General features: G+C 65.2%; 20 protein-coding genes. 8 read left to right on the top strand and 12 right to left on the bottom strand.

Going from position 1 to position 24,520, the window contains the following annotated elements; all coding sequences use genetic code 11:
- Positions 1 to 344: 344 nt before the first annotated feature.
- The 3 genes from CRT23_RS06995 to dnaK form a co-directional block, all read right to left on the bottom strand.
- Positions 345 to 980, bottom strand: a complete 636-nt coding sequence (locus CRT23_RS06995) for an rRNA adenine N-6-methyltransferase family protein (RefSeq protein ID WP_055952594.1) — start codon at positions 978 to 980, stop codon at positions 345 to 347.
- Between the two features lie 178 nt (positions 981 to 1,158).
- Complete coding sequence (dnaJ, locus tag CRT23_RS07000; protein ID WP_103709119.1) at positions 1,159 to 2,325, bottom strand: molecular chaperone DnaJ; 1,167 nt, start codon at positions 2,323 to 2,325, stop codon at positions 1,159 to 1,161.
- A 155-nt stretch (positions 2,326 to 2,480) separates the two neighbouring features.
- Complete coding sequence (dnaK, locus tag CRT23_RS07005; protein WP_055952588.1) at positions 2,481 to 4,394, bottom strand: molecular chaperone DnaK; 1,914 nt, start codon at positions 4,392 to 4,394, stop codon at positions 2,481 to 2,483.
- A 438-nt stretch (positions 4,395 to 4,832) separates the two neighbouring features.
- On the opposite strand from dnaK, the gene CRT23_RS07010 reads away from it, so the two are divergent.
- The gene (locus CRT23_RS07010) at positions 4,833 to 5,804 is read left to right on the top strand and encodes a hypothetical protein (RefSeq protein WP_103709120.1); all 972 of its coding nucleotides are present in this window, start codon (positions 4,833 to 4,835) and stop codon (positions 5,802 to 5,804) included.
- A gap of 9 nt (positions 5,805 to 5,813) precedes the next feature.
- Here the strand turns inward: CRT23_RS07010 and CRT23_RS07015 are convergent, their stop codons facing one another.
- A complete protein-coding gene (locus CRT23_RS07015; RefSeq protein ID WP_055952582.1) occupies positions 5,814 to 6,422 on the bottom strand; it encodes a YqgE/AlgH family protein in 609 nt (202 codons plus the stop codon).
- A gap of 218 nt (positions 6,423 to 6,640) precedes the next feature.
- On the opposite strand from CRT23_RS07015, the gene CRT23_RS07020 reads away from it, so the two are divergent.
- Complete coding sequence (locus tag CRT23_RS07020) at positions 6,641 to 7,123, top strand: peroxiredoxin (protein ID WP_103709121.1); 483 nt, start codon at positions 6,641 to 6,643, stop codon at positions 7,121 to 7,123.
- A 102-nt stretch (positions 7,124 to 7,225) separates the two neighbouring features.
- Here the strand turns inward: CRT23_RS07020 and thrB are convergent, their stop codons facing one another.
- From thrB to CRT23_RS07035, 3 genes are all read right to left on the bottom strand, one after another.
- On the bottom strand, positions 7,226 to 8,206 hold the full coding sequence (gene thrB / locus CRT23_RS07025) for a homoserine kinase (RefSeq protein ID WP_103709122.1): 981 nt from the start codon (positions 8,204 to 8,206) through the stop codon (positions 7,226 to 7,228).
- A 90-nt stretch (positions 8,207 to 8,296) separates the two neighbouring features.
- Positions 8,297 to 9,298, bottom strand: coding sequence for a 4-hydroxy-3-methylbut-2-enyl diphosphate reductase (gene ispH, locus CRT23_RS07030; protein WP_055952574.1), 1,002 nt, complete (start codon positions 9,296 to 9,298; stop codon positions 8,297 to 8,299).
- A 137-nt stretch (positions 9,299 to 9,435) separates the two neighbouring features.
- Positions 9,436 to 10,860: a PLP-dependent aminotransferase family protein gene (locus tag CRT23_RS07035; RefSeq protein ID WP_103709123.1), complete on the bottom strand. Its 1,425-nt coding sequence runs from the start codon at positions 10,858 to 10,860 to the stop codon at positions 9,436 to 9,438.
- A 119-nt stretch (positions 10,861 to 10,979) separates the two neighbouring features.
- On the opposite strand from CRT23_RS07035, the gene CRT23_RS07040 reads away from it, so the two are divergent.
- The 3 genes from CRT23_RS07040 (at position 10,980) to CRT23_RS07050 (ending at position 14,841) form a co-directional block, all read left to right on the top strand.
- A complete protein-coding gene (locus tag CRT23_RS07040; RefSeq protein ID WP_103709124.1) occupies positions 10,980 to 11,309 on the top strand; it encodes a DUF1127 domain-containing protein in 330 nt (109 codons plus the stop codon).
- A gap of 189 nt (positions 11,310 to 11,498) precedes the next feature.
- A complete protein-coding gene (locus CRT23_RS07045; RefSeq protein WP_103709125.1) occupies positions 11,499 to 13,412 on the top strand; it encodes a monovalent cation:proton antiporter-2 (CPA2) family protein in 1,914 nt (637 codons plus the stop codon).
- Positions 13,405 to 14,841, top strand: coding sequence for an MATE family efflux transporter (locus CRT23_RS07050; RefSeq protein WP_103709126.1), 1,437 nt, complete (start codon positions 13,405 to 13,407; stop codon positions 14,839 to 14,841). The genes CRT23_RS07045 and CRT23_RS07050 overlap by 8 nt, the downstream gene beginning before the upstream one ends.
- A gap of 22 nt (positions 14,842 to 14,863) precedes the next feature.
- Here CRT23_RS07050 and CRT23_RS07055 read toward each other — a convergent pair whose 3' ends face one another.
- Positions 14,864 to 15,460, bottom strand: a complete 597-nt coding sequence (locus tag CRT23_RS07055) for a DUF1003 domain-containing protein (protein WP_103709127.1) — start codon at positions 15,458 to 15,460, stop codon at positions 14,864 to 14,866.
- 685 nt (positions 15,461 to 16,145) lie between these two features.
- Here CRT23_RS07055 and CRT23_RS07060 point away from each other — a divergent pair.
- On the top strand, positions 16,146 to 16,865 hold the full coding sequence (locus CRT23_RS07060) for a hypothetical protein (protein WP_103709128.1): 720 nt from the start codon (positions 16,146 to 16,148) through the stop codon (positions 16,863 to 16,865).
- A gap of 29 nt (positions 16,866 to 16,894) precedes the next feature.
- On the opposite strand, the gene CRT23_RS07065 is transcribed toward CRT23_RS07060, so the two are convergent.
- Positions 16,895 to 17,182: a hypothetical protein gene (locus CRT23_RS07065; protein ID WP_055952552.1), complete on the bottom strand. Its 288-nt coding sequence runs from the start codon at positions 17,180 to 17,182 to the stop codon at positions 16,895 to 16,897.
- A 260-nt stretch (positions 17,183 to 17,442) separates the two neighbouring features.
- On the opposite strand from CRT23_RS07065, the gene CRT23_RS07070 reads away from it, so the two are divergent.
- On the top strand, positions 17,443 to 18,513 hold the full coding sequence (locus CRT23_RS07070; protein WP_245436019.1) for a hypothetical protein: 1,071 nt from the start codon (positions 17,443 to 17,445) through the stop codon (positions 18,511 to 18,513).
- 25 nt (positions 18,514 to 18,538) lie between these two features.
- On the opposite strand, the gene CRT23_RS07075 is transcribed toward CRT23_RS07070, so the two are convergent.
- Together CRT23_RS07075 and CRT23_RS07080 are read right to left on the bottom strand one after the other, a co-directional pair.
- Positions 18,539 to 19,369 (bottom strand): oxidoreductase, encoded by an 831-nt coding sequence (locus CRT23_RS07075; RefSeq protein ID WP_103709129.1) that lies wholly within the window; start codon positions 19,367 to 19,369, stop codon positions 18,539 to 18,541.
- Between the two features lie 109 nt (positions 19,370 to 19,478).
- The gene (locus tag CRT23_RS07080; protein ID WP_103709130.1) at positions 19,479 to 22,493 is read right to left on the bottom strand and encodes an FAD-binding and (Fe-S)-binding domain-containing protein; all 3,015 of its coding nucleotides are present in this window, start codon (positions 22,491 to 22,493) and stop codon (positions 19,479 to 19,481) included.
- Positions 22,494 to 22,623: 130 nt separating this feature from the next.
- On the opposite strand from CRT23_RS07080, the gene CRT23_RS07085 reads away from it, so the two are divergent.
- Positions 22,624 to 23,670 (top strand): threonine aldolase family protein, encoded by a 1,047-nt coding sequence (locus CRT23_RS07085; RefSeq protein ID WP_103709131.1) that lies wholly within the window; start codon positions 22,624 to 22,626, stop codon positions 23,668 to 23,670.
- A 115-nt stretch (positions 23,671 to 23,785) separates the two neighbouring features.
- Here CRT23_RS07085 and CRT23_RS07090 read toward each other — a convergent pair whose 3' ends face one another.
- On the bottom strand, positions 23,786 to 24,514 hold the full coding sequence (locus tag CRT23_RS07090) for a GntR family transcriptional regulator (protein WP_055953740.1): 729 nt from the start codon (positions 24,512 to 24,514) through the stop codon (positions 23,786 to 23,788).
- Positions 24,515 to 24,520: the final 6 nt, after the last annotated feature.

Consider the following 24,520-nt stretch of genomic DNA (forward strand, 5'->3'; position numbering starts at 1 on the left):
TGATGGCCAAAGCCCCGGTCTTCGTAATGCTGTCGATGATGGCTTCAGTCGCCGTGCCCGCCCCAGTACTACAAAGGGCTGATTGCCCTGTGCTACTCAGTTTGGGCAGCCGCCACGAGAGACGACGCGTGCGCCCCGGTCACGAAGGCAAGACCCCGGCGTAGCCCAACGCCGCGAACAAGGTTCTCAATCCCCGCAATGTGACTGTGCATGAGGTGGTCATCGTGGAGTTTTTGGCCTGACTGCCAAGGGGGATCTCGCCCTCGGCAATCGGGATAGGGCTAGCGCACTGAACGCTCTCTGCCACCGAACTTCGCTTGGTTTCGGTGAGCAGCCGATTCCGCCTAAGGTCGGCGATAGACCCAGACGCGTGCGGGCGGAAGATTGAGCCAGACCCGGTTCGACCGACTGGCCGTGTAGGTGCCGGCATCACACCGAGCCGGAATAGGCGGAACCACCGCGTAGGTGAACTGTACGAAGGGTGCGCTCAGATGCATCATTTCATGGGCGGCGTTCAAGAGATCGAGCCGCTGCTCCAAGGGCTTCGTGAACAGCGGGAGGCTTGAAACCATCGCAGCCGCTTTTTCGGTGAGCATCGTGCCGAACGTCTCGCGAATGTTGTACGCATCTCCGCGAATGATCGTTGCACGCGGAAAGCGCTTCTGCAGCAGCTTGCAGAAATCGGGATTGTACTCGACCAAGATCAGCCGCTCTTGCTCAATGCCACGCCGGATCAGGGCCTCGGTGACAGGTCCGGTCCCAGGTCCAAGCTCGATCACAGGTCCGCTGACGCGCGGATCGACGTAGGAAGCCATCGTGCGGGCGAGCATCTTGCCCGACGGCGTTACAGCACCCGTAACGAGGGGGCGCTCGAACCAGGAGCGTAGAAAGCGCGCCTCGTCCTCCAGCGGATCCCGCCGTGTACGGTTGGCACCGGGAGCGAGGTCGGCTTTTGCGCTGGAGCGGCGTAGCGGCGGCAAGACCCTATGTCCTCAGATCACGGGTTGGGAGGGAAAGGCTAGACGACGAAGCTCTCCGGCAGTCAAGCTTGCAACCACCGAACACGCTGGAGCGCACAGAAGGATCGCGCAGGCGGTGCCCGACCGCCACATGCGATAACCGTGGCCGAACCGTTTTGATCCGCACGATATTGCAAGTCTAGGTCCTCGCCGCCCCTCCGAGCCCGTCGAAGAAGTCCTTGACCTTCGAAAAGAACCCCGCGCTCTCCGGATGGTTCTCGTCGGAGGCCGACTGGTCGAATTCCTGCAGCAACTCGCGCTGACGCTTCGAGAGGTTCTGCGGCGTCTCTACGAAGACCTGGATGTAAAGGTCACCGACGTCTCTCGAACGCAGCACCGGCATCCCCTTGCCCTTGATACGGAATTGCTTCGCTGTCTGAGTGCCCGCAGGGATACGCACTTGCGTCTGGGAGCCATCGATCACCGGGACAGTGATCTCGCCTGAGAGCGCTGCGGTTACCATGGAGATTGGTACCCGGCAGAACAGGTCTGCGCCGTCACGCTGGAAAAACTCGTGTGGCTTGATCGAGAGGAAGACGTAGAGATCCCCCGCTGGTCCGCCGCGAAGGCCCGTCTCACCCTCGCCGGCCAAACGGATCCGGAGGCCGTCATCGACGCCAGCCGGCACGTTGATGGAGAGGGTCCGCTCTCGCGTCACGCGGCCAGCACCGCTGCAGGCACCACATGGATCGTCGATCACCTCGCCGCGGCCGTGACAGTTCGGGCAGGTGCGCTCGATGGCGAAGAAACCCTGTGCCGCACGGACCCGCCCATAGCCACCACAGGTCTGGCAGGGACGCGGCTTCGAACCAGCCTTGGCACCGGAGCCGGAGCAGACCTCGCAGGTGACCGAAGTCGCCATCTTGATGGTCTCAGCCTTCCCGCTGAACGCTTCCTCCAGTGAAATATCAAGATTGTAGCGGAGGTCGGCACCCCGTTCGCGGGTCGGACCACCGCGTGCGCTACCGCGCCCGCCACCGGCGCCGGCACCGGCTCGGCCGTCACCGAAGAAATTGTCGAAGATATCTGACATGAAGTCACCGAACTCGTTACCGAACCCGGGACCACCCGCTCCACCCTGTTGGAACGCGGCATGGCCGAAGCGGTCGTAGGCAGCACGCTTCTGACCATCAGAGAGGCATTGATAAGCCTCGTTAATTTCTTTGAATTTGACTTCGGCCTCGGCATTTCCCGGATTGCGGTCCGGATGGTAGCTCATGGCGAGCTTGCGAAAGGCGACTTTCATCTCGCCGTCGGTCGCGGTCTTGGAGACGCCTAGAATCTCGTAATAGTCCCGCTTCGACATTCCCGTCCTCAAAGTCCCCGGCGCACTGGTCCGACCGGACCACGCCGTCCAACTCGAGCGCTGATGCGCTTGAAATTCAGCTGGCTCCGCTCAACGGGACAAGCCGAACATGGTTCGGGGCCGGATCGCTCCGGCCCCGAACTCAGATGCAGGCGTTATGCCCGCTTCTTCTGGTCCTTGTCATCGACTTCCTGGAAGTCGGCGTCGATGACATCGTCCTTCTTCGCCTCGCCGGCGCCGGCTTCGGCTCCCGCCTCGCCGGATTGGTTGGCCGCGTACATCGCCTCGCCGAGCTTCATCGACGCCTGCATCACGTCAGTGGTGCGAGCCTTGATGACTTCTACATCGTCGCCGTCGAGAGCGGTACGGAGTGCGGTGATCGCCGTCTCAATGGCTCCCTTGTCGTCCGCGGAGACCTTGTCACCGTATTCCTTCACCGACTTCTCGGTGGCGTGGATCAGGCTCTCACCCTGATTCTTCACCTCGACGAGCTCACGGCGCTTCTTATCCGCCTCGGCATTCGCCTCGGCGTCCTTAACCATGCGCTCGATGTCGGAATCCGACAGACCACCGGAGGCCTGGATCCGGATCTGGTGCTCCTTGTTCGTCGCCTTGTCCTTGGCAGTGACGTTCACGATGCCATTGGCATCGATATCGAAGGTCACCTCGATCTGCGGCATGCCGCGCGGCGCCGGCGGAATGCCCATCAGGTCGAACTGGCCGAGCAACTTATTGTCGGCCGCCATCTCGCGCTCACCCTGGAAGACCCGGATGGTCACCGCGTTCTGGTTGTCCTCCGCTGTTGAGAAGGTCTGGGACTTCTTCGTTGGGATCGTGGTGTTGCGGTCGATCAGACGGGTGAACACGCCACCCAGTGTCTCGATGCCCAGTGACAGCGGGGTGACGTCGAGGAGTAGCACGTCCTTGACGTCGCCCTGAAGCACACCAGCCTGAACGGCCGCGCCGATGGCCACGACCTCATCCGGGTTGACGCCCTTGTGGGGCTCCTTGCCGAAGAAGGATTTCACGACTTCCTGGATCTTGGGCATGCGGATCATGCCGCCCACAAGCACGACCTCGTCGATCTCGGAGGCCGACACGCCAGCATCCTTCAGCGCTTTGCGGCAGGGCTCGATCGTGCGTTGGACGAGGTCGTCCACGAGGGACTCGAATTTTGCACGGCTGAGCTTGAGCGCAAGGTGCTTCGGACCCGTGGCATCGGCTGTGATGTAGGGCAGGTTGATCTCGGTCTGAGTCGCAGACGACAGCTCGATTTTGGCCTTCTCAGCGGCCTCCTTGAGGCGCTGAAGCGCAAGCTTGTCCTTCGTGAGATCGATGCCCTGCTCGCGCTTGAACTCGCTCGTCAGATACTCGACCACGCGGTTGTCGAAGTCCTCGCCACCCAGGAAGGTGTCGCCGTTGGTGGACTTCACCTCGAACACGCCATCCCCGATCTCGAGGATCGAGACGTCGAAGGTGCCGCCGCCGAGGTCATACACCGCGATGGTACCAGCCTTCTTCTTGTCGAGGCCGTAGGCAAGTGCCGCTGCCGTGGGCTCGTTGATGATCCGAAGAACCTCAAGGCCAGCGATCTTACCGGCATCTTTGGTGGCTTGGCGCTGCGCGTCATTGAAGTAGGCCGGCACCGTGATGACAGCCTGCGTCACCGGCTGACCGAGATGCGCCTCAGCAGTCTCTTTCATCTTCTGCAGCGTGAAGGCAGAGATCTGCGAAGGCGAATACTTCTTGCCATCTGCCTCGACCCAGGCATCGCCGTTGTCGCCGCGAACGATCTTGTAGGGGACGAGACCCTTGTCCTTCTGTGTCATCGGATCGTCGTAGGTCCGACCCACGAGGCGCTTGATGGCGAAGAACGTACGCTCAGGATTCGTAACTGCCTGACGCTTGGCTGGCTGGCCGACCAGCCGCTCACCCTCGTCAGTGAAAGCAACGATGGACGGTGTGGTGCGCGCACCTTCCGAATTCTCGACGACCTTAGGCTGCGTGCCTTCCATGACGGCCACACAGGAGTTCGTGGTGCCGAGGTCGATACCAATTACCTTACCCATGGTGGGATCCCTCTGTTGTCGTTTGGTCAAGCAGACCGCCAAGCCCCGAAGCAGCTCGGCCCATGGCTGTGCAAAACTGAGTGTGTGAGAACGGGTTTGGACACCGGTTCGCGCCCCGGAACGGTGCAGAGCCGGGTCTTAATCCCGCGTCTCGGCCGATATAAGAAGGGTGTCGTGAGGCCGCAAGGCAGAGCCCGCCGACGAGACGCATCGGATTGCGCGGAGCCACGTTATCCTCTTCATCGCCTTTGACTTGGAATAGCCATACGAGCCGCCTGCTGGGGTTTTGCAACGATGGCGTCGGCGGTCTCCCCAATGTTTCATCGTCAAGAAGCGGCATCGCTGCCGTGTCACAAGGCTCGTTGCATGGTAAGTGGGAGGTGAACGTGCTTGCCTGCGCACCACGCTGCCTCCACGGATATAGGCTCGAAAGTTTCGATGCGTCTGACCCGCGTGCTTCTTCTTCTACCGGTGCTGGCATCGGTTCCTCACCCAGCCTGCGCGCAGTCGTTTTTCGAGGAATTGTTCGGAATCGGGCGGGCGGCTAAGCCGCCAGTGCCGCCAAGGGGCGTTCCTTCCGCTCCACAAACTCCTGTGCCAAGCGCACCCGGCGAGGGCGGGGCGCCGGCTGCGTCGGACGCACCGAAAGCACCTCCGGTACCGCGTCAGCCTATTGTCCTCAAAGCGCCCTCCGAGGACAACGTGATGGGACAGGAGTTGATGCTAAACGGGCTCACCGGTAGCCTGAAGCTTGAGCGAGCCGGGGGGGGGACCACAGCTCGCGTCGTTTTGCCGGGCAATAAAATCTCGCAGCCCGTCGAAGCCTGCAAGGTACCGCTGAACGGAGGGGCGCCGGTGGCGGTCTCATCCGAGGGCCGTGCGGAGGGTGTCGGCCGCTTCGAGATCACCGGCGGCGAATGTCCCCTCCGGTTCGACGTACTCGATGGCGCCGTTCTGGTGCAATCGGTGTCCGGTACCGTCTGTACTTTCGCGGCGGCCGATTGCGCCACGACGCCCACGGGTTTGTGGGGACCGGCCGCGGCCACGCTCATTTCGCGGGCGAGCGAGTTTGAGGCGGCGCGCGGTGGAGCCGACCGGGCCGTTCGGGAGAATTACAAGTTGATTAGTCAGCGCCTGCGTGGCCCTGAGCTTCGCCCCGTGGTCACCGAACAGGCGGCCTTCTCCTCCGATCGCGAGCAGATGTGCCGAACCTATGCTCGTGAAGGGGCGCACGGATTCTGCAACCTGCGCTTCACTGAAGCACGGGCTTTGGCACTTGCCACCCGCCTCGGGGTCAATACAAGCACCGCTGCGCCAAGCGCTTCGGCGTCCTCGCCCCGTTCGCGCCGCAAGCCCCCGGTGGAAGGTATGAATCCGGATACAGGTGGCGCTTCGTTCTCCGACCAGTAGCGCGAACGCTCAGCTATGGCCGGCGCTGACCGACAGCATCGCGAGGTCGATGCCATTGTTGCGTAACGTGCGCTCGTACTTGGCTTCGAGAGCCGTATGGAAAATCATGTCCGGATCGGCTGGGCAGACCAGCCAACCATTGGCTAGGATTTCGCTCTCGAGCTGTCCTGCCTGCCATCCTGCATAGCCAAGGGCGAGGACGGCGTTGGCCGGACCGTCGCCGGCGGCGATCGCCTTCAAAATGTCCACCGTTGCTGTGAGGCAGATTCCATCGTCGATGATCAGCGTGGATTGATCGATATGGAAGTCGTCAGTGTGGAGCACGAAGCCGCGCTTGGCATCAACAGGTCCGCCCATCAGCACGGGCATGTGGCCGACACGCTGGCGGAGCCGGATCGCATCAGTCTCGCTCGCGATATCAAGCTGAATCAGCAGGTCGGGCATATTGAGGTCAGAGACGGCCTTGTTGAGGATGATCCCCATGGCCCCGTCAGCCGAATGCGCACAGAGATAGATGACCGACCGGGCGAAGCGCGAATCCGTCAGTCCCGGCATGGCGACAAGAAACTGACCGTCAAGGTAGGCGGGATCGCCCGTGTGGGCCTGTGAACGCTGCATTGCCGTATGCTACGCGGGTAGGCGCCTTTGTCCAGGGCACGGCACGTTCCGCCAAGGGATATCCGCCACATTGGCGACGGCGGAAACTCGACAGGCTAACCCCTGCGAGCTAGACGATTTTTCGCGAGCCGGCCCGGTGCGTGAACTGGGTACGACTCTGTGACAGTAGCTAGGGATCTGACGGTTCGGATGCCCCGGCGATCTTCAGGAGACGACGGATGACCATTCAGGTTGGCGACCACCTCCCCCAGGTCACGTTTCGCGTGAGTGGGGCGGACGGCCCGGAAGCCAAGACCACCGACGACTTCTTCAAGGGCCGCCGCGTCGTCCTCGTCGGGGTGCCCGGCGCCTTCACGCCGAGCTGTCACCGCAACCATCTGCCCGGCTTCGTGGAGAAGCAGGCCGAGATCAAGGCTCGCGGCATCGACACCATCGCGATCACGTCGGTCAACGACGTGTTTGTGCTTGATGCGTGGCAGAAGGCGAGTGGCGCCGAGGGCCTCGAGTTTCTCGCTGACGGCAACGCTGAATTCGCGAAGGCGATTGGCCTCGACATGGACGGGGCCGGCTTCGGACTTGGTACCCGTTCGAAGCGTTACGCGATGCTCGTAGAGGACGGTGTCGTGCGCGTACTTAATGTCGAGGACTCCCCAGCCAAGACTGAGTTGTCGGGCGCCGAAGCCCTTCTCAAGGTGATCTGACCGATCCACCGGCGGATGTGATGCATCCGCCGGTAACTTGGGACGCTTTCGCCTGACGCTCAAACGCTCCGCGCCATGAGCATGGTTTGCCTCTGCAGGGAGCTAGGCCGACTGTCCCGGACCGGCCCAACCGTAATCCCGCGCGTCCGTCGTGGTGCGATGGAAGTTCAGCCTACGGTCGTATTCCAGAGGATCCTTCGGCCGGACCAGGGCTCCGGCCGGCACATTGAGCCAGTCGACGAGGCGGGTCAGCATGAAGCGCAGGGCGGCGCCCCGGCAAAGGATCGGCAAAGCCGTGACCTCGGCGGAGACCAGGGGACGCACCGCTTCGTACCCGGCGATCAGGGCCGCACCCATGTCGCGGTGAAATCTGCCGTCCGCCTCGAAGCACCAGGCATTGAGGCAGATGGCCAGATCGTAAGCGAAGGCGTCGGTGCAGGCGAAATAGAAGTCGATCAGCCCCGACAGTTCGTCTCCGATGAAGAAGACGTTGTCGGTGAATAGGTCGGCATGGATCACGCCACAGGGTAGGCCCGAGGGCCAGGAGCGCTGTAGCACCGCGAGGTCACCCAGAACGCGTTCGGTCAAACCGGGTGAAACGGTCTCCGCCTGAGGCTCAGCGAGGCGAAAGAGCGGTTCCCACGCATCTACGGAGAGATTGTTGACGCGCCGCATCCCAAAATCGGCTCCCGCCGCGTGCAACCCTGCGAGCGCGCGGCCGAGGGCGTGGCAGTGATCGATACCGGGTTGCTTCACCGAAACACCATCGAGGAAAGTCACGATCACCGCGGGGCGACCGCAGAGCTCACCCAGTGCGAATCCGGTGCGATCGCGGATCGGCTGTGGGCAAGCGAGGCCTCGGGCGGCGAGGTGTTCCATCAAGTTGAGGAAGAACGGCAAATCGTCCGCCCTGACGCGCTTCTCGTATAGGGTTAGGATGAAGGAGCCGCCGGTGGTGTGGAGATAGAAATTCGTGTTCTCCACGCCTTCGGCGATGCCCTTGTATGAGAGCAGCGTTCCAATGTCGTAGGCCGCAAGAAAGGCGGTCAGCGCCGCGTCGGAGACCTCGGTGTAGACTGCCACGGCTTGTTCGCTTGAAATTTCGGGACAAAATGGACAAGGGCGCCGAATGGCGCCCCTGCTGAAGACGAATCTATCGGGAGCGCTGTCTGCCTATTCCGCGGCTTCGCTACGCAGTTCGCGCGGCAACGGGAAGGACATATCTTCGACCACCGTCGAGACCGTATCCACCGTCACGGTGTAGCGTGCTGCAAAGGCATCGATAATTTCCTCCACCAGCACCTCCGGCGCGGAAGCTCCGGCCGTGAGTCCGAGCTTGCGAATGCCCTCGAAGGCTGGCCAATCGATTTCCTCGGCGCGCAGCACCAACCGGGTGATCGGGCAGCCGACGCGCTCAGCGACTTCGCGCAGGCGCTGCGAGTTCGACGAGTTCGACGAGCCGACCACGATGACCGCATCGACCAACGGCGCCACCTGCTTCACCGCCTCCTGACGATTGGTGGTGGCGTAGCAGATATCGTCCTTGTGCGGGCCGGTGATCGTCGGGAACTTCTTCTTCAGCGCCTCGACGATATGGTGGGTGTCGTCCACCGACAGAGTTGTCTGCGTCACCCATGCGAGGTTGTCGCGGTTCTCTGGTTCAAGGGCGGCGATCTGGTCGAGATCCTCGACCAGCGTGATCGAGCCCTTTGGCAGCTGACCCATGGTGCCGACCACCTCCGGATGACCGGAATGGCCAACGAGCAGAACGTGTCGACCGCGCTTGTGGTGGATCTCCGCCTCGCGATGAACTTTCGTCACCAGCGGGCAGGTGGCGTCGATGGTGGTGAGGCCGCGGGAATCCGCGTTGTGCGGCACCGTCTTGGCGACGCCGTGCGCCGAGAAGATCACCGGAGCGGAGCCGTCGGGGACCTCGTCGAGCTCGCGGACGAACACGGCGCCCTTCCGTTTCAGACTCTCAACCACGTACTTGTTGTGGACGATCTCATGGCGGACATAGACCGGAGGTCCGTAGATGGCGAGCGCCCGCTCAACTACGTCGATCGCCCGCACGACTCCAGCGCAGAAACCGCGCGGCGCACAGAGCAGGATCTCCAGAGGCGGCTTAACCGTGTCACCGGAGGCAGAGGAAGTCGTCAGATTCGCGTCGCTCATGATAGCCGGGATGTGGCGAGGCGGGGGCGCCCCTGTCAACCTGTCATAACGGAAAAGTCCCCCGCGGGCACCTGCGGCCCAGCGAAAGCGAGTGCACGTGACTCACAGGACCCAGGGAACTCTCCGTAATACGCGCGCTAGGCCACCCGCTTGGGCCGCGCCATCGCGCCCTCGGCAAGGGAAGTCTCGAGCATAGGAATCATACGTGGGTCGGTGCACTGGGCTACGTTGAAGCGTAGGAAACTGTTGCCGAGTGACGAGGGGCTGAAAGCGCCTCCGGGAGCGAGCACGAGTCCGCGTGCAAGAGCGCACCGAGCGACGTCCGCCGAATCGACCCCATCCGGCAGCTGCATCCACAGGAAGAAGCCTCCGGACGGCTCCAGCCACGCCTTCAGTCCACATTCTTCGAGGTGCCGAAGGGCCGGCGCCGTCGCCCGTCCCAACTTCTCGCGGACCTCGGCGAGGTGTCGGCGGTATGTGCCGTCTGTCAGGAGCCGGTGCATCAGGCTCGCCGACAGATGACTGTTCCCCAGGCTCATCGCGAGCTTGAGATCGACCAGTGGCTCGACCCAGTCCTCGCGCAGCGCAATGAAACCGCAACGGATGGCGGCCGACAGCGTCTTCGAGAAGCTTCCGATCTGGATGACCCGCTCTAACCCGTCAAAACCGGCCAGGCGTGGAGACGGCTCACTCTCGAAATCTCCAAAGATGTCATCCTCGATGATAAGGGTATCGTGCGCCTCAGCGAGCTTCAGGATGCGATGGGCGACCGCGGGCGCGAGGATGGATCCGGTCGGGTTCTGGAGCGCGGAATTGATGACGTAGAAGCGCGGCCGATGCTCAGCGAGGTGCATGGCGAGGGTCGCGAGATCAGGACCGTTCGGGGTCATCGGCACACCAACAACCCGGGCGCGCTGCGCTCTGAGGAGTCCGTGATAGTTGAAGTAGCACGGATCGTCGACCAGTACCGTATCGCCGGCTTCAAGCAGGAATCGGCAGAGCAGGTCGAGAGCCTGCGTCGCCGAATCGACCAGCACCACCTGATCGGCGCCGGCCTCAACCCCTTTCTCCGCCAAGCGCCGTGCGATCTGTGCGCGTAGAGGTGGAAAGCCGAGGGGCTGATCGTGTGAGACCAGGTTGGTCTCCGGACCGCGTGCGAGCTGTCGAAGGCCGCGCCGGATCGCCTGGCTTGGCATCCAGGCTGACGGCAACCAGCCGGAGCCCGGCATTACGAGGTCCGGGCCGGCCTGCATGGATTGTCGGGTGATCCAAAGCGGATCCACCGCCCGGTCGAGCTGAGGCCCTACTGCTTTGAGACAGAGCGGTCGGGTCTTACCCGCCACGTAGAAGCCCGAGCCGCGCCGGGCCACGATCGTGCCTTCGGCCCCGAGCCGGTCATAGGCCTCGACGACGGTGGACTTCGAGACCCCCATGGCTTCGGCGAAGGCGCGGACCGAGGGCAGGCGTGCGCCGGGCATGAGCTGGCGGCTGTTGATCCGATCCGTGACCTCCGCCGCCACGGTCTCGACCAAGGTGAGCTTGGACACGGGGGACACCTTCATCTGTCCTGATCCTCGCGCCGGACGATTCAATCCAACCGTACTGGACTGTCCCTATCACGACTATCCCCCGCCACGCATGGTCGCGGCATCGGCCCGTACATCACGAGAGGACGCACCCCATGCACGGCTTTACTCAGCTCAAGGCTGGACCTGTCACTGCGGGCAGAACACTGACCGCCGTAGCGGCACTTAGGGCCTGGTTAAGCGCCGGGTTGGCTGCTGTGGCTTCAGGGATTTCCCGCACTGCCATTAACCGCAGGGTCGTCCGTCAGCTATCGGCGATGTCGGATCGCGAACTTCGGGACATCGGTCTCAGCCGCCAGGACGTGCTCGATGCAGGGATCCTGCTGGTCGAAGGTGACGCGTCGGATTTTCTGGTCGACCGCCGAAATGAGCGCCGGGCGAGCCGGAGCATTCCGCGCGGAGGTTGGCCGCCGCGGCGTCACTGACGCCGAATCCGGGAAAGTGCCGATTCGCACTGTGGGACGTTCAAGCGAGTGTTTGCGGTAAGCTTCCCCTCCCTGTGCACGTGACGGCTGGGCCCCTGCTGGTTAAGACGGAGCCGCCTGGCGAGCCCGAATCGCTCTGAATGGGGTGGTCCATCGCCGTCTGGGATTCTCATCCAACCTCGGATTTTCATGGCAAGCGCCGCGACCCACGTCAGCTTCCTGCCTCCCGTGCTGACGTTCCTGTCGGCGGCGGTGATCGGCGTGCCGATCTTTCGCCTCATCGGCCAAAGCGCCGTGCTCGGCTACCTCGTTGCCGGTGTAGTGATTGGGCCCTTTGGCTTCTCGCTGATCGCGGAGCCAGAGACGGCTGCGAGTGTCGCTGAACTCGGCGTAGTGCTGTTGCTCTTCATCGTTGGGCTCGAATTACAAATCTCACGACTCGTTTCGATGCGGCGGGACATCTTCGGCCTCGGCACTGCCCAGCTCATTGTCTGCTCGGCAGCTCTGGCAGGCGTCGGGATCCTGATGGGGGCCAAGCCTTCGGCCAGCCTCGTCATCGGCATCGCTCTCGCCCTCTCGGCCACAGCCGTCGCGCTGCAATTGCTGGAAGAGCGCGGCGACATGGGGACGCCCTATGGCGGCCGAGCCTTTGCGGTGCTGCTGTTTCAAGACATCTCCGTGGTTGCCATCCTGGCGCTGATGCCTTTGGTCGCTTCATCCGGCACGGGCGGCGGCGATGGCTGGCTCCTCTCGGCTCTGCAATCCACCGGCACGGTGGGCGCGGCGATCCTCGCCGTCGTGCTGGTCGGGCGCTATGGCCTCAATCCATTCTTCGGTCTGCTCGCAGCCAGTGGGGCCCGCGAAGTCATGACGGCGGCTGCCCTCCTCGTGGTGCTTGGAACCGCGATGCTGATGGAGCATGTCGGCCTATCGATGGCGATGGGCGCGTTCTTGGCTGGAGTGCTTCTGGCCGAATCCAACTTCCGCCATCAGCTCGAGGCCGACATCGAGCCGTTCCGCGGCATGCTGCTTGGCCTCTTCTTCATGAGCGTGGGCATGTCCATTGATGGTGGCCTCCTCAAGGCCGAATGGCCGACCCTGCTGGGGGCAACAGCCGGTGCGATCCTGCTTAAGGTCGCGTTGGTGGCCGGCCTGTTCCGCTTGTTCGGCTCGCCTTGGCTCGATGCGGTGCGCGGGGGTGCCATCCTGGCACCGGCCGGAGAATTTGCATTCGTGCTTTTGCCGGCGGGCGGTGAGCTCGGCCTCGTGGATCCTGCGAGCACACGCTTTGCCGTGGCGCTCGCGGCTCTGACCATGCTGGTCGGTCCAGTGGCGGCGAAGGCTCTGGACGCTGGGCTTGCCCGACGTCCCGAAGGGCCGGAGGCGGTGCCGGAGGCCATTGAGAGCACCGAGGCCCGCGTGCTCGTCATCGGCTTCGGCCGTTTCGGCCAAATCCTGACGCAGGTGCTGCTGGCTGAAGGCGTTAGCGTCACGGTGATCGACAAGGACGTGGATCAGATCCGCAGCGCCGCACGCTTTGGGTTCCGCATCTACTATGGGGACGGGACTCGCCTCGATGTCCTGCGCGCCGCCGGCATCGGACGGGCCGAGCTCCTCTGCATCTGCGTCGATGACAGCGAGGCCGCGCTGAAAATCGTCGATATCGTGCACGAGGAATTCTCCAGCGTGCGCACTTACGTGCGGGCCTTCGACCGCACGCACGCCGTCGAGCTGATGAACCGGGACGTCGACTTTCAGCTCCGCGAAACCGTCGAATCCGCTCTCGCCTTCGGTCGCGCGACCCTTGAGGGTCTCGGTCTCAGCACGGAGGCGGCCGCCGCTACCGCGGAGGACGTTCGTAAGCGCGACGTTGCGCGCCTCGTGCTGCAGCAGGCAGGCGCTCTGACGGATACGATGAGTTGGGCCCGTGGCCTTAACGAGATCAAGCCCGAGCCCCTGACGGAGCCGAAGCGGCCTTCCCGCGCGCTGAATGCGGAGACGCGCGACATCATTGGATCCCAGAGGCGAGAGGCCGCGACCCGCACCCTTGAGACTGATGATGACTACCAAAGTCAGCAGCAGGAGGCCCGAACGGATGCCTGAGGCGACAGCCGGATCGGCGCGGTTCGTCGAGGGCTCGATTCTCCGTCACGTGGTGACGATGAGCGCAACTGGCTCGGTCGGGCTCATGGCGATCTTCGTCGTTGACTTCCTTTCCTTGCTCTACGTCTCCAAGCTTGGAGATCCGACGCTGACGGCAGCGGTGGGCTTTGCCACCATCGTCCAGTTCTTTGCCATCGCTATCAATATCGGGCTGATGATCGCAGCCGGTGCTCTCGTTTCCCGAGCCATCGGGGCCGGTGATGAAGCGGGTGCGCGGCGCCTCGCCACCTCCGGGACCATCCAGGGAATCGTGGTCTCCGGCCTCCTTGTCGTGGCGATGCTGCCCTGCCTGCCTACGGTGCTGAGCTGGATTGGAGCCGATGCTGAGACTCTTCCGATAGCGACACGCTTTCTCTGGATCACGCTGCCCTCCAACCTGCTGATGGGGCCCGGCATGATGTTTTCCGGCCTGCTGCGAGCGGTCGGCGCGGCTCGTCAGGCCATGTACGTCACCCTGGGCGGCGCCATCGTCACCGCCGGGCTCGACCCGCTACTGATTTTTGGTGCTGGTCTCGGCGTCGATGGGGCAGCCATCACCACGTGTTTTGCCCGCGCCACATTTGCGGTGATCGGTCTGTGGGGTGTCCGCCAGCACCGGATGCTCACGCAACCGAAGCTCGCTGACATCATCGCGGATGCTCCCGTCGTGATGCGGATCGCCCTGCCGGCGGTGCTGACGAACCTCGCACCTTCCGTGGCAAGCGCCTTCATCGCCCACGCGCTCGCGAAGTTCGGCGCTGTCGCGGTTGCCGGAAACGTGGTGGTCGACCGCTTGACCCCGGTGGCGTTCGGCGGCCTCTTCGCCATGTCTGGTTCGATCGGACCGATCCTGGGCCAGAACTGGGGTGCGGCCCGTTACGATCGAATGCGCGGTGTTCTGCGTGACGGTACGCTGGTCACCGCCGTCTACGTGCTGGTGGTCTGGATGGCGCTGATCCTGGGAGCCGGCCCTCTGATACGCCTCTTTGCGCTCGAGGGTGTCGCCGCTGACCTGTTTGGATTCTTCTGTCTCGTCAGCGGGGGTGTCTGGTTCTTTACCGGGCTGCTGTTCCTGGCCAATGCCTCGTTCAACAATCTCGGCTTCCCATTCTATTCGACGGCCCTGAATTGGGGACGGGCCACCCTAGGCACCGTGCCGCCAGCCCTGATCGGCGCGCATTTGTTCGGTCCCAAGGGCGTCATCGCCGGGGTTGGCCTCGGCTCGATCCTGTTCGGTCTCGTGGGCATCGCCCTCGCCTTCCGCACCGTCGTCACTTTGGAGCGCCGGGCCGGGGTCGTGCTCTCCCCGACCAATGCCGTCAAGGCGTCGAATGCCGGCACGGATTCCACCCGCGCCGCTGCACCCGCGCAGTCCGGCGCCCTGATCTGACTCGTGCCAGTGGCGGGGATTTTCAACGAGCCGTAGTACCCCTGGATCGAGCTAAATCCGTCCCCTCGATGGTGTCGAGGACGACGTTCGGAGACACATCCTGAGTGAGTTCGTCGACCTCGGCATCTGCCTCGGTGGCGATGCCAAGGTGATTGGTGATCGCCGAGACCATCGTCACCAGCTTGGTGACCTCGTGCTCGGCCAGGAGCCCGATGTGCAGATCGAGGTCCGCGCGCTTTGCGGCGGCGACCGCCATGCGGTTCTGGCTGATGAGAACGAAGGTCGAGAGAAAGATCGCCTCCACCGAGGCAGTGGTGCCAAGGATGACGAAGCTCGCGTCCCAGCGTGGCAGCACAGGCAGTAGACCGGCGTTGACCAGGGTCCACAGGCCGAACACCAGAACGTGCAGGACGACGAAAGCCATGCTCCCGGTGAACCGGGTGATCATCTCGGCAATTCGGTCTGCTCGGCTCGCACGCTGCTCGTCCTGCGCACGTCGCTCCTGCAGTGCACGGATGTTGCGCGCCAGGGCCGGAGACAGGCCGTCCGGCTGCGGCGGCGGGTAGGTCGGCCGGGTCGGATCCGCGTCCTGCGATCGATGCAGTGTTCCAGGGGCCATCGGGACTTCACAGACGAAGTGCTGGATGAGGGTGTCGTCTGGGATTCAACCGCTTCTAAACCGTCCCTGATCCCCAATCTTTGCCAATGCTTCGCGGCGTTCGGGCCATTTCCGATCGAGATGGATGTCCCTCAGCGGGGATGAACGGACGCGGAGGCTCAGGACACGAACGCCCCAGATCATAGGGATCCGGGAGACCGTCCACTTCGTCAGGAACCTGGATGCGGTAGGCCTCTCTTATCGCAGACCGATCAGCCTACCATGCATGGCCCAGGACTTCCGGATCTGCGCCGACGAGGTCGTCGGGTGCAGCATCGTCAAATCCGTCCAGGAAATCGGTTTCCTGGCCCGAACGAGCCTCCCGATGGAGTCATTCCGCCGCCTGACGGATCGGACCGGTTCACGCAGCCTTCTCCCTCTCGACCGAGGCCCGGACAATCCAAGACGGTCGTTTGGCTGTGACCAGGATCAAGATCGAGCGCCGAACCCGTTGGCCGCACGGCGGCGTCAGTCCGCAAGTCCAGAATTCCACGCCTCAAGCTTGCGATATCCAGGTTGTGGAAGGCCTCCTGGCCAGGCCACGCGATGAACGAGCGCTGCGCCTGTTGAGGTTGACCTCCACGCGATTTCGGATGACCCGGTGGCAGCCGCGTCCGAACGATGTCGCGGACGGAGTTCAGCGTCGATGTCCTCACTCCCCTGGGTCCTTTGTGACACCAGCGTCATACCCGGTAGTTCTGCTCCGCTGAACCTGCTGCGGCAGGGAGACGCCTACTCGATCCAGGTCGGGAATGCGGAACTCATGACGAACCTCGATCGCGGCTCGGAGCAGGCCCTTGGGACCATCGCGTGTGAACGCCTTGCTGGTCGCGCGGCGCCGCGTATCCTGATCGGGGGATTGGGCATGGGTTTCACCTTGCGCGCAGCCATGGGCGCCCTCGGACCGGACGCAAAAATCGTTGTCGCCGAATTGATCCCCGCCGTTGTTGCCTGGGCCCGGGGCCCCCTCGCCCATCTGTTCGGTGACAGTCTCGACGACCCACGCGTTAAAATCGTCGAGTCGGACGTCAACCGCCTGATCCAATCAGGGCCCGAGCGCTTCGATGCGATCCTGCTGGATGTCGACAACGGTCCGTCCGGCATGACCCGACGGGAAAATGATCGCCTCTACGACGCCTGGGGTTTGAAGCGGGCACATTATGCCCTGCGGAGCGGCGGCGTTCTTGCCGTCTGGTCGGGCAAACCCGACCGGCGCTTCAAGGCGCGCCTGCGCCTGCATGGCTTTGCCGTCGACGAATTTCGAATCCGTGCCAACAGCGGGGTGAGCGGACCGCGCCACGTTCTCTGGATGGCGACGCGTCCCGCTGCTCCGCTGCGGTTCGCGTCGCTGGGAACAAAGGCCTGAGCCCGATCGCGCAGGACTGGTGCCCGGTTTCAGTAGCTGTAGTTGCGGCGCGCCGGCCCCTGGTACTGCCCATACCCCGTGCCGCGTGACTCCACGCGCGAGCCGTAGTCGATGTCGCGTTGCCGCTTCGCCTGACGGTTGGCCAGATAGCGTCCGCCGAGGCAGCCGGCGACTGCCCCGACGACGCCACGCTCGGCCAGGTAGTGCCCGGCGAGTCCGCCGATGATCGCGCCCTTGATGCACCCTTTCGCCTCGGCCGCTCCGACGCTCCCGAAGGTGAGGAGGGCGAGGGCCGACGCTGTCGCAATGATCCGCATGTTCAATCTCCCGGCTGATGCGTCGAGGAAACCCTCGCGCATCGCACCCGTTCCGAGCGGACCAAGCGGACTCGGTAAATTGCCGATGCGATCTCTTCCGCGCCTCCCGCGCCCAGGAAGCTGTGTTCTTAATCCACCGGCATCGTCATTTTCTCGATCTGTGTCTCATCCGCAGCAGGCAGGAACAGCGCGGGCGTGTCTAAGGTCATCACGAGGGTCCACCAGTCATCAAGTTGGGGGCCGAAGCAGGATTTCGCCTGATGACTGCGGGTTGTGTGCGTTCGATCCTATCTATCATTGGTGTGGTCATAGCGCTGTCGTCGACAGTCGCAGGCGCCGCGGAGAACGACGAGCTTGCAACGGTTAAACGATCGAGCAAGGCGCCGAAGGACGGCCCGACAGGCTCTGCCCGAAAGAATGTCCCGGCGCAGAGGGGCCAAGCGGACCGTCAGGAATCGAAGGCGAGCAAGGACACGCAGGGCGGCAAGGGCGGCAACGACGGCAAGTCCCAGGATGTCGATACCGAGCATCTTTTCGGCTTCACCGAAGGCTCCGATGCTGGTGAGAAGGGCGAGCAGGAGGTCGTCGTGGATACGATTTCCCGCCTGGGCAAGCGGCTATCGGGTCCCGGCGGTGGCCACTACCGGGTGCTCGACACCAAGTTCGGCTACCAGTTCGACCCCATCGACCGCTTGAGCATCGAATTCGGCGCGTTCGGCACATTCCGTCAGGTGCGCAACATCATCGACCTCGACGACAAGTCCTATGGGACGTTCGACGGGGTTTCCGTGGAGGTGAAGTACCAGTTCCTGAAGGGCGACAAGGATCAGCCGCTCGGGCTTGCCCTCGAACTCCGGCCGCGCTTCGCCCGCGTCTTGCCGATTGAGGGAAATGGTGCCGACATCTTCGACATGGAGACCGTGCTCCAACTCGATCTCCAGCTTGTGCCGAACAAGCTCTGGTATGGCAGCAACATCAGCTTCGAACCGGCTGCCGGTCGCCAGCGCGGTCCCGACGCACCGGGTTACCGGTCATCGACCTTCCTCTGGTCGAACGCCCTGATCGCCCGCGTCGGGGAGAGCACCTATCTGGGGCCGGAGGTCCGCTACCTGCGGGGCTATAACGGCACGTTTCTCAATGACTTGGAAAGCGAGGCGCTGTTTGTCGGCCCTGCCCTGCACCACCGCTTCACCGAGAAGATCTGGCTCACGGTGGCGTATGCAGGGCAGGTTTGGGGCCGCGATACCGACCCGACCCTGGCTGGCCGCGCGCTCGGCCTGAACCAGTTCGAGCGGCACAACGTCCGGGTCAAGTTCGGTATGGAGTTCTGAGAGCCGGTCGCGGAGAGCCCTCGCCTCAGTTCGGCAGGTGCATCTGCTTGCGGAGGCTCTTGTCGAAGAGGTGGGCGGGGGCGAAGCGCCGAAGCAGGCTGATCTGGCGCGCGACCTTGCCGGCGGTGTAGCGGCGCTGCGGCACCGAGGCCTCGGCCGCGGCGAGCACGGTGTCGGCCACGGTCTCGGGCGCGTCGGCGGTCGCCATGGCTTCACGCATCGTCCGGTCGGCACCGGCGCGGGCCTCGGCATACAGCTCGAGTTGAGCATCGGGGACGAGCAGGTTTTGGTCGAAGGCCGTGCGGGTATAGGCCGGCTCGACCAGGACGATGCGGATGCCCTGACCGCGCACTTCGTGGACGAGGGATTCCGAATAGCCTTCCACTGCGTGCTTGCTGGCGGCGTAGAGCGCCATGTAGGGGGCCGGGATCAGGCCGAGCACGGAACTGATGTTGATGATGCGTCCGCTCCTCTGGGCGCGCATCGTCGGAAGCACCGCGCGGATGGCCCGGACCACGCCGAACAGGTTCACATCGAAGAGATCCTGTGCCTGGGCGATCGAGGATTCCTCGGCGCCGCCGCTGATGCCGAAGCCGGCATTGTTGACGAGAAGATCGATCCGGCCGGTCTCGTCGAGCACGGTCTTCACCATGGCGGCGACCGACGCCTCGTCGGTGATATCGCAGGTCAGGAGGGTGCCGGCATCGCCCAGGACGGTGCTGCTGCGCCGGCTCGTCCCGAACACCCGATAGCCGGCCTTGTGGAGGGCCCGCACGCTGGCGAGTCCGATGCCGGAGGAGGCTCCGGTGACGATGGCCGTCCTGCGGACGGGCTGCTTGCGAATGGCTTGGCTCATGACGCTCTCCCAGCGGGTCCGATCCGCCGGCCCCACCCCTTTTAAATGACGTACATAATCTAAAACGACAAGCCGACGCGCGTGTCGCGGCACACGCGCGTCGTTGGTATTACAGCGGCAAAAACGGCTTTCCGTTTCGCAACGGGGGCGAAGGACGTGTCGAGGTCACAAGGGCGTCGTCCAGAACGCGCGCGACGTGACGTGCGGTCAGGCCGAGGCCGTCGTGGATCTGATGGCGGCAACTCGTACCGTCGGCGACCACAAGATCGTCGGGGCCGGCTTGGCGCAGGGCCGGGAACAGTGACAGCTCGGCCATGGCCAGGGACACGTCGATGGTCTCGGCGCCGTAGCCGAAGGCGCCGGCCATGCCGCAGCAGCTCGACTCGATCGGGCGGACATCGAGACCGGGCACCGCACGCAGGACCGTCTCCACCGCACCCATGGCGGCGAAGGCTTTCTGGTGGCAATGGCCGTGGAGATGGGCGACCCGGCCGCCCTGGTCGGCGAGCGGCAGGTCGATGCGTCCGGCCTTGAGGTCGGCGGCGAGCAACTCCTCGAACAGGAAGCTCGCGCGCCCGAGCTCGGCGGCCTCGGGGCCCGGAAGCAGCGCGGTGAACTCGTCCCGGAAGGTGAGGAGGCAGGACGGCTCGAGGCCGACGACCCGGGCGCCGGCGCGGATGAACGGCAGCAGCGCGGCCAGGGTGCGCCGGGCCTCGGCGCGGGCCCGGTCGGTCTGGCCCGATGCGAGGTAGGTCCGCCCGCAGCAGAGCGGGCGGCGGCCGCGATGGGGGAAGACCCGGTGCAGGCGGTAGCCGGCCGCGAGCAGCACCCGCTCGGCCGCCTCGAGGTTCTCGCGCTCGAAGGCCCGGTTGAAGGTGTCGCCGAACAGGACGACGTCGCGGAAGTCGCCGCTGACGTCGCCGGGATGCGCCGGCTCGCCGGATTCGTGCCAGGGCCGACGCCATTGCGGCAGGGTCCGGCGGGCCGAGAGGCCGACCCAGCGCTCGGACAGCCGGGCCAGGGCCGGCAGGCGGTCGCGCAAGTTCAGGAGGGGTGCCAGCCGCGCGGCCGTGCTGGCGTAGAGCGGGAGCGCCGCCACGAGGCGTTCCTTCAGGGGCAGGCCGTGCCGGGCGTGGTAATGGTGCAGGAACTCGACCTTCATCTTGGCCATGTCGACGCCGGTGGGACATTCGCGGCGGCAGGCCTTGCACGAGACGCAGAGATCCAGGGTCCGCTTCATCTCGGGGCTGGTGAAGGCGTCCGCCCCGAGCTGGCCCGAGATCGCCAGCCGCAGGGAATTGGCCCGGCCCCGGGTGAGGTGCTGCTCCTCCTTGGTGACCCGGTAGGAGGGGCACATGGCACCGCCGGCGAGCTTCCGGCAGGTGCCGTTGCTGTTGCACATCTCGACGGCCGGGCCGAACCCGCCCCAGTCCGACCAGTCGAGGGCCGTGGCGGCGGGCTGGGTCACCGCGTAGCCGGGCTGGAAGCGCATCAGCGCGCGGTCGTCCATCCGCAGGGGCCGGACGATCTTGCCGGGGTTCAGGCGGTTGTCCGGGTCGAAGCCGTCCTTGACCGTCTCGAAGGCGCGGGTGAGCCGGGCTCCGAACATCGGCTCGATGTATTCGGAGCGCGAGATGCCGTCGCCGTGCTCGCCGGAATAGGAGCCCTTGAAGCGGCGGACGGCGGCGCTGGCCTCCTCGGCGATGGCCCGCATCTTGGCGACGTCGCCGCCCTGCTTCATGTCGAGGATCGGGCGCACGTGCAGGCAGCCCACCGAGGCATGGGCATACCAGGTGCCGCGGGTGCCGTGGCGGGTGAAGACCTCGGTGACGGTGTCGGTGTAGTCGGCCAGGTGCTCCAGGGGCACCGCACAATCCTCGATGAAGGAGACCGGCTTGGCGTCGCCCTTCATCGACATCATGATGTTGAGGCAGGCCTCGCGCACCTCCCAGACCGATTTCTGCCGGACCGGCTCGGGCACCTCCACCACGGCGTTCCGGAAGCCGTGGTCCCTCATGCAGGCGTCGAGGCGCCGGAGGTCGGCCAGCAGCGCGTCGCGGTCGTCGCCGGCGAATTCCACCAGCAGCAGGCAGTTCGGCGTGCCGCGGGTGATGTCGGCGAGCGTCGTGCGGAACAGCGGGATGTCGGCCCCGAGGACCAGCACGTTGTTGTCGACGAGTTCCACCGCCACCGGGCCGAGGTCGACCAGCGCCTTCGTGGTCTCCATGGCGGAGCGGAAGGACGGGAAGTGGCAGACGCCCATGACCCGGTGGGCCGGCAGGCGGGACAGCTTCAGGGTGACCCCGGTGGTGGCCGCCAGGGTGCCCTCGGAGCCGACCAGGAGGTGGGCGAGGTTCGGCCGGGTCTCGATCAGGGCATCGAGGTTGTAGCCGCCGACCCGGCGCTGCACCCGCGGATACCGGGCCAGGATCTCGTCGCGCTCCGCCTCGGCGAGGGCCCGCATCGCGGCGGCGAGGTGCTCGGCCCGGTCGGGGCCGGTCACGCCGGTGCTGTCGTTGCCCGTGAGACCGAAGCCGAAGGGCGTGCCGTCAGGGAACAAGGCCTCGATGGCCAGGACGTTGTCGCTCATCTTGCCGAAGCGGAGGGAGCGCGCGCCGCAGGAATTGTTGCCGGCCATGCCGCCGATGGTGCAGCGGGTGGCGGTGGAGGGCTCCACCGGGAAGAACCAGCCATCCGCCTTCACCCGGGTGTTCAGGCGTTCCAGCACCATGCCGGGCTCGACCGTGATGGTGCCCCCCGCGGGGTCGTAGGCGGTGATGCCGTTGAAGTGGCGCGAGCAATCGACCACGAGGCCGTGCCCGATCGGCTGCCCGTTCTGGGAGGTGCCGCCGCCGCGCATGATGACGGGCACGTCGTGCTCGGCCGCGATCTTCAGCGTCGCGGCGATGTCGGCGGCGGACCGGGGCAGGACCACGCCGGCCGGGATGATCTGGTAGATCGAGGCGTCGGTGGCGTAGCGTCCACGGGTGAAGGAATCGAAGCGGGCCTCGCCCTGCAGGGCCTCGGCCAGCCGCCGGGCGAGTCCGGCATTCTGTCGCGTGGCCGCGCGGGGCGTGCTGGTCGCCGCCCGCGGCGGGGTCGATGGCTCAGCCGTGGCGGTCATGCTTCATCGTCCTCGCGTTGCGGGTGCGCAGCCGGATCGGAATGCCGGGCTGCGGCCGCCGGATGGGGTGGCGGTCTGAGCCGCCGGAGCTAAGATACGGTGATATTTTGAATGCAAATGGGCTTGCAAGATGATCGACCTGTTCAGCGACACCCAGACGCGGCCCACGGCGGGGATGCGGGACGCCATGGCGCGGGCCGAGGTGGGGGATGAGCAGTCCGATTCCGACCCGACCACCCTGGCGCTCTGCGAACGGGTGGCCGACCTGCTCGGGCAGGAAGCGGGCGTCTTCATGCCGTCCGGCACGATGTGCAACCTGGTGTCGATCCTGGTGCAGACCCGGCCCGGAGATGAGATCATCGTCGACGACCAGTCCCACATCTACAACACGGAGGCCGCCGGCTCGGCCGCCATCGGCGGCGTCTCGGTGATGGCCCTCAGGACCCCGGCGGGCGTCTACACGCCCGAGGCCTTCGCGGCGGCCATCCGCCCGCCCGCCCGCACGGCGCCGCGTTCCGCCCTGGTCTCGATCGAGCAGACCACGAGCTTCTCCGGCGGTTCGGTCTGGGCGCTCCCGGACATGCGGCGCATCCGCGACATCGCCCACGAGAAGGGCCTGCGGGCGCATATCGACGGGGCCCGGTTGCTCAACGCGGTGGCGGCCACCGGCATCGCCGCGAAGGACTACGCGGAGGGCTTCGACAGCGCCTGGATCGATCTGAGCAAGGGGCTCGGCTGCCCGGTCGGCGCCGTCCTGTGCGGGACGCAGGCGTTCGTCACTGAGGCCTGGCGCTGGAAGTACCGCCTCGGCGGGGCCATGCGCCAGTCCGGCATCCTGGCGGCGGCCGGCCTCTACGCCCTCGATCACCACAGCGAGCAGCTCGTCCGCGACAACGCCCACGCGGCCCTGCTCCGCGACCGGATCGCGGGGGCGCCCGGCCTCGCCATCGACGCCGGTGCGGCGCAGTCCAACATCCTGTGCTTCTCGGTCGAGCCCCTCGGCGTCACGGCCGCGGCCTTCGCCAAGGCCTGCCTCGCCCAGGATGTCCGGGTGCGGGCGATCGGGGCCCATCAGATCCGCGCCACGACCCATCTCGAGGTGGACGAAGCCGGCATCCTGTGGGCGGCCGAGGTGATCCGCGCCGAGGCCGAGCGCCTGTCGGGACGCCTCGCCTGAGCCGCTTCGCTCAGGTTCGGTTGGCCCAGGTTCGGTTGGCCCAGGTTCGGTTGGCCGAGGTCCGCTTCAGGACGGTCCGCTTCGGGACGATTCGGAGCGGACCCCATCGCGGCCATCAGGCGCCGGCCGCCGCGGTCTCCCGCACGGCGGCCGCCCGGCGCTTGTTGCGCAGGTGACGGAACAGGATGTCGCTGAGTTCCGAGCCGGCCCGGCGCCGCAGGGCGTCGAGGATCTCCTCGTGCTCCCGCATGGCCTCGCCCCAGCGGTCGCGGTCCTTGTCGAGATTGGCGGCGTACCGCACCCGGCGCAGGCGCCCGGCGAAATTGGCGTAGGTCGTCCGCAGGGGCTCATTGTCGGCGGCCTCGACGATGCGGTCATGGATCGCCTGATTACCGGTGAAGTAGCCGTGCAGGTCGCGGCGGAGGTAGGCCGCGTACATCGCGTGGTGCAGGCGCTCGATCTCGGAGAAGCCTGCCTCGGTGATCTTCTCGCAGGCGAGGCGCCCGGCCAGGGCTTCGAGACCGCCCATGACGTCGAACAGCGCCACCATCTCGTCGGGGCCGAGCTGGCGGACCCAGGCGCCCCGGTTCGGCAGCAGGTCGATCAGCCCCTCGGAGGCCAGCACCTTGAGGGCTTCCCGCAGGGGGGTGCGCGAGATGCCGAAGCGTTCGCAGAGGAGGCGTTCCGGCACCCGGGCACCGGGGGCGAGGTTGCCCTCGACCACGTAGTCGCGCAGCTGCGCCAGCAGGGTCCCGTGGAGCGAGGCGGCCCCCGTACCGGCGATCCGGGGCAGGGACGCGGCTTCCGGTTCGACCGCGGAATCCGGGACGGAATCGAGCATCATCATTCC

This window comes from Methylobacterium sp. V23, assembly GCF_002917135.1.
Taxonomy (GTDB): Bacteria; Pseudomonadota; Alphaproteobacteria; order Rhizobiales; family Beijerinckiaceae; genus Methylobacterium.

What these genes read in the sequence shown, in the direction of transcription:
- CRT23_RS07055 (WP_103709127.1), bottom strand. Translation starts at nt 15,460, where the DNA reads ATGGCCCCTGGAACACTGCATCGATCGCAGGACGCGGATCCGACCCGG.
- CRT23_RS07090 (WP_055953740.1), bottom strand. Translation starts at nt 24,514, where the DNA reads ATGATGCTCGATTCCGTCCCGGATTCCGCGGTCGAACCGGAAGCCGCG.
- CRT23_RS07020 (WP_103709121.1), top strand. Translation starts at nt 6,641, where the DNA reads ATGACCATTCAGGTTGGCGACCACCTCCCCCAGGTCACGTTTCGCGTG.
- CRT23_RS07075 (WP_103709129.1), bottom strand. Translation starts at nt 19,369, where the DNA reads ATGAGCCAAGCCATTCGCAAGCAGCCCGTCCGCAGGACGGCCATCGTC.
- CRT23_RS07065 (WP_055952552.1), bottom strand. Translation starts at nt 17,182, where the DNA reads ATGCGGATCATTGCGACAGCGTCGGCCCTCGCCCTCCTCACCTTCGGG.
- dnaJ (WP_103709119.1), bottom strand. Translation starts at nt 2,325, where the DNA reads ATGTCGAAGCGGGACTATTACGAGATTCTAGGCGTCTCCAAGACCGCG.
- dnaK (WP_055952588.1), bottom strand. Translation starts at nt 4,394, where the DNA reads ATGGGTAAGGTAATTGGTATCGACCTCGGCACCACGAACTCCTGTGTG.
- ispH (WP_055952574.1), bottom strand. Translation starts at nt 9,298, where the DNA reads ATGAGCGACGCGAATCTGACGACTTCCTCTGCCTCCGGTGACACGGTT.
- CRT23_RS07035 (WP_103709123.1), bottom strand. Translation starts at nt 10,860, where the DNA reads ATGAAGGTGTCCCCCGTGTCCAAGCTCACCTTGGTCGAGACCGTGGCG.
- CRT23_RS07045 (WP_103709125.1), top strand. Translation starts at nt 11,499, where the DNA reads ATGGCAAGCGCCGCGACCCACGTCAGCTTCCTGCCTCCCGTGCTGACG.
- CRT23_RS07015 (WP_055952582.1), bottom strand. Translation starts at nt 6,422, where the DNA reads ATGCAGCGTTCACAGGCCCACACGGGCGATCCCGCCTACCTTGACGGT.
- CRT23_RS07040 (WP_103709124.1), top strand. Translation starts at nt 10,980, where the DNA reads ATGCACGGCTTTACTCAGCTCAAGGCTGGACCTGTCACTGCGGGCAGA.
- CRT23_RS07060 (WP_103709128.1), top strand. Translation starts at nt 16,146, where the DNA reads ATGTCCTCACTCCCCTGGGTCCTTTGTGACACCAGCGTCATACCCGGT.
- CRT23_RS07070 (WP_245436019.1), top strand. Translation starts at nt 17,443, where the DNA reads ATGACTGCGGGTTGTGTGCGTTCGATCCTATCTATCATTGGTGTGGTC.
- CRT23_RS07080 (WP_103709130.1), bottom strand. Translation starts at nt 22,493, where the DNA reads ATGACCGCCACGGCTGAGCCATCGACCCCGCCGCGGGCGGCGACCAGC.
- CRT23_RS07010 (WP_103709120.1), top strand. Translation starts at nt 4,833, where the DNA reads ATGCGTCTGACCCGCGTGCTTCTTCTTCTACCGGTGCTGGCATCGGTT.
- CRT23_RS07050 (WP_103709126.1), top strand. Translation starts at nt 13,405, where the DNA reads ATGCCTGAGGCGACAGCCGGATCGGCGCGGTTCGTCGAGGGCTCGATT.
- CRT23_RS07085 (WP_103709131.1), top strand. Translation starts at nt 22,624, where the DNA reads ATGATCGACCTGTTCAGCGACACCCAGACGCGGCCCACGGCGGGGATG.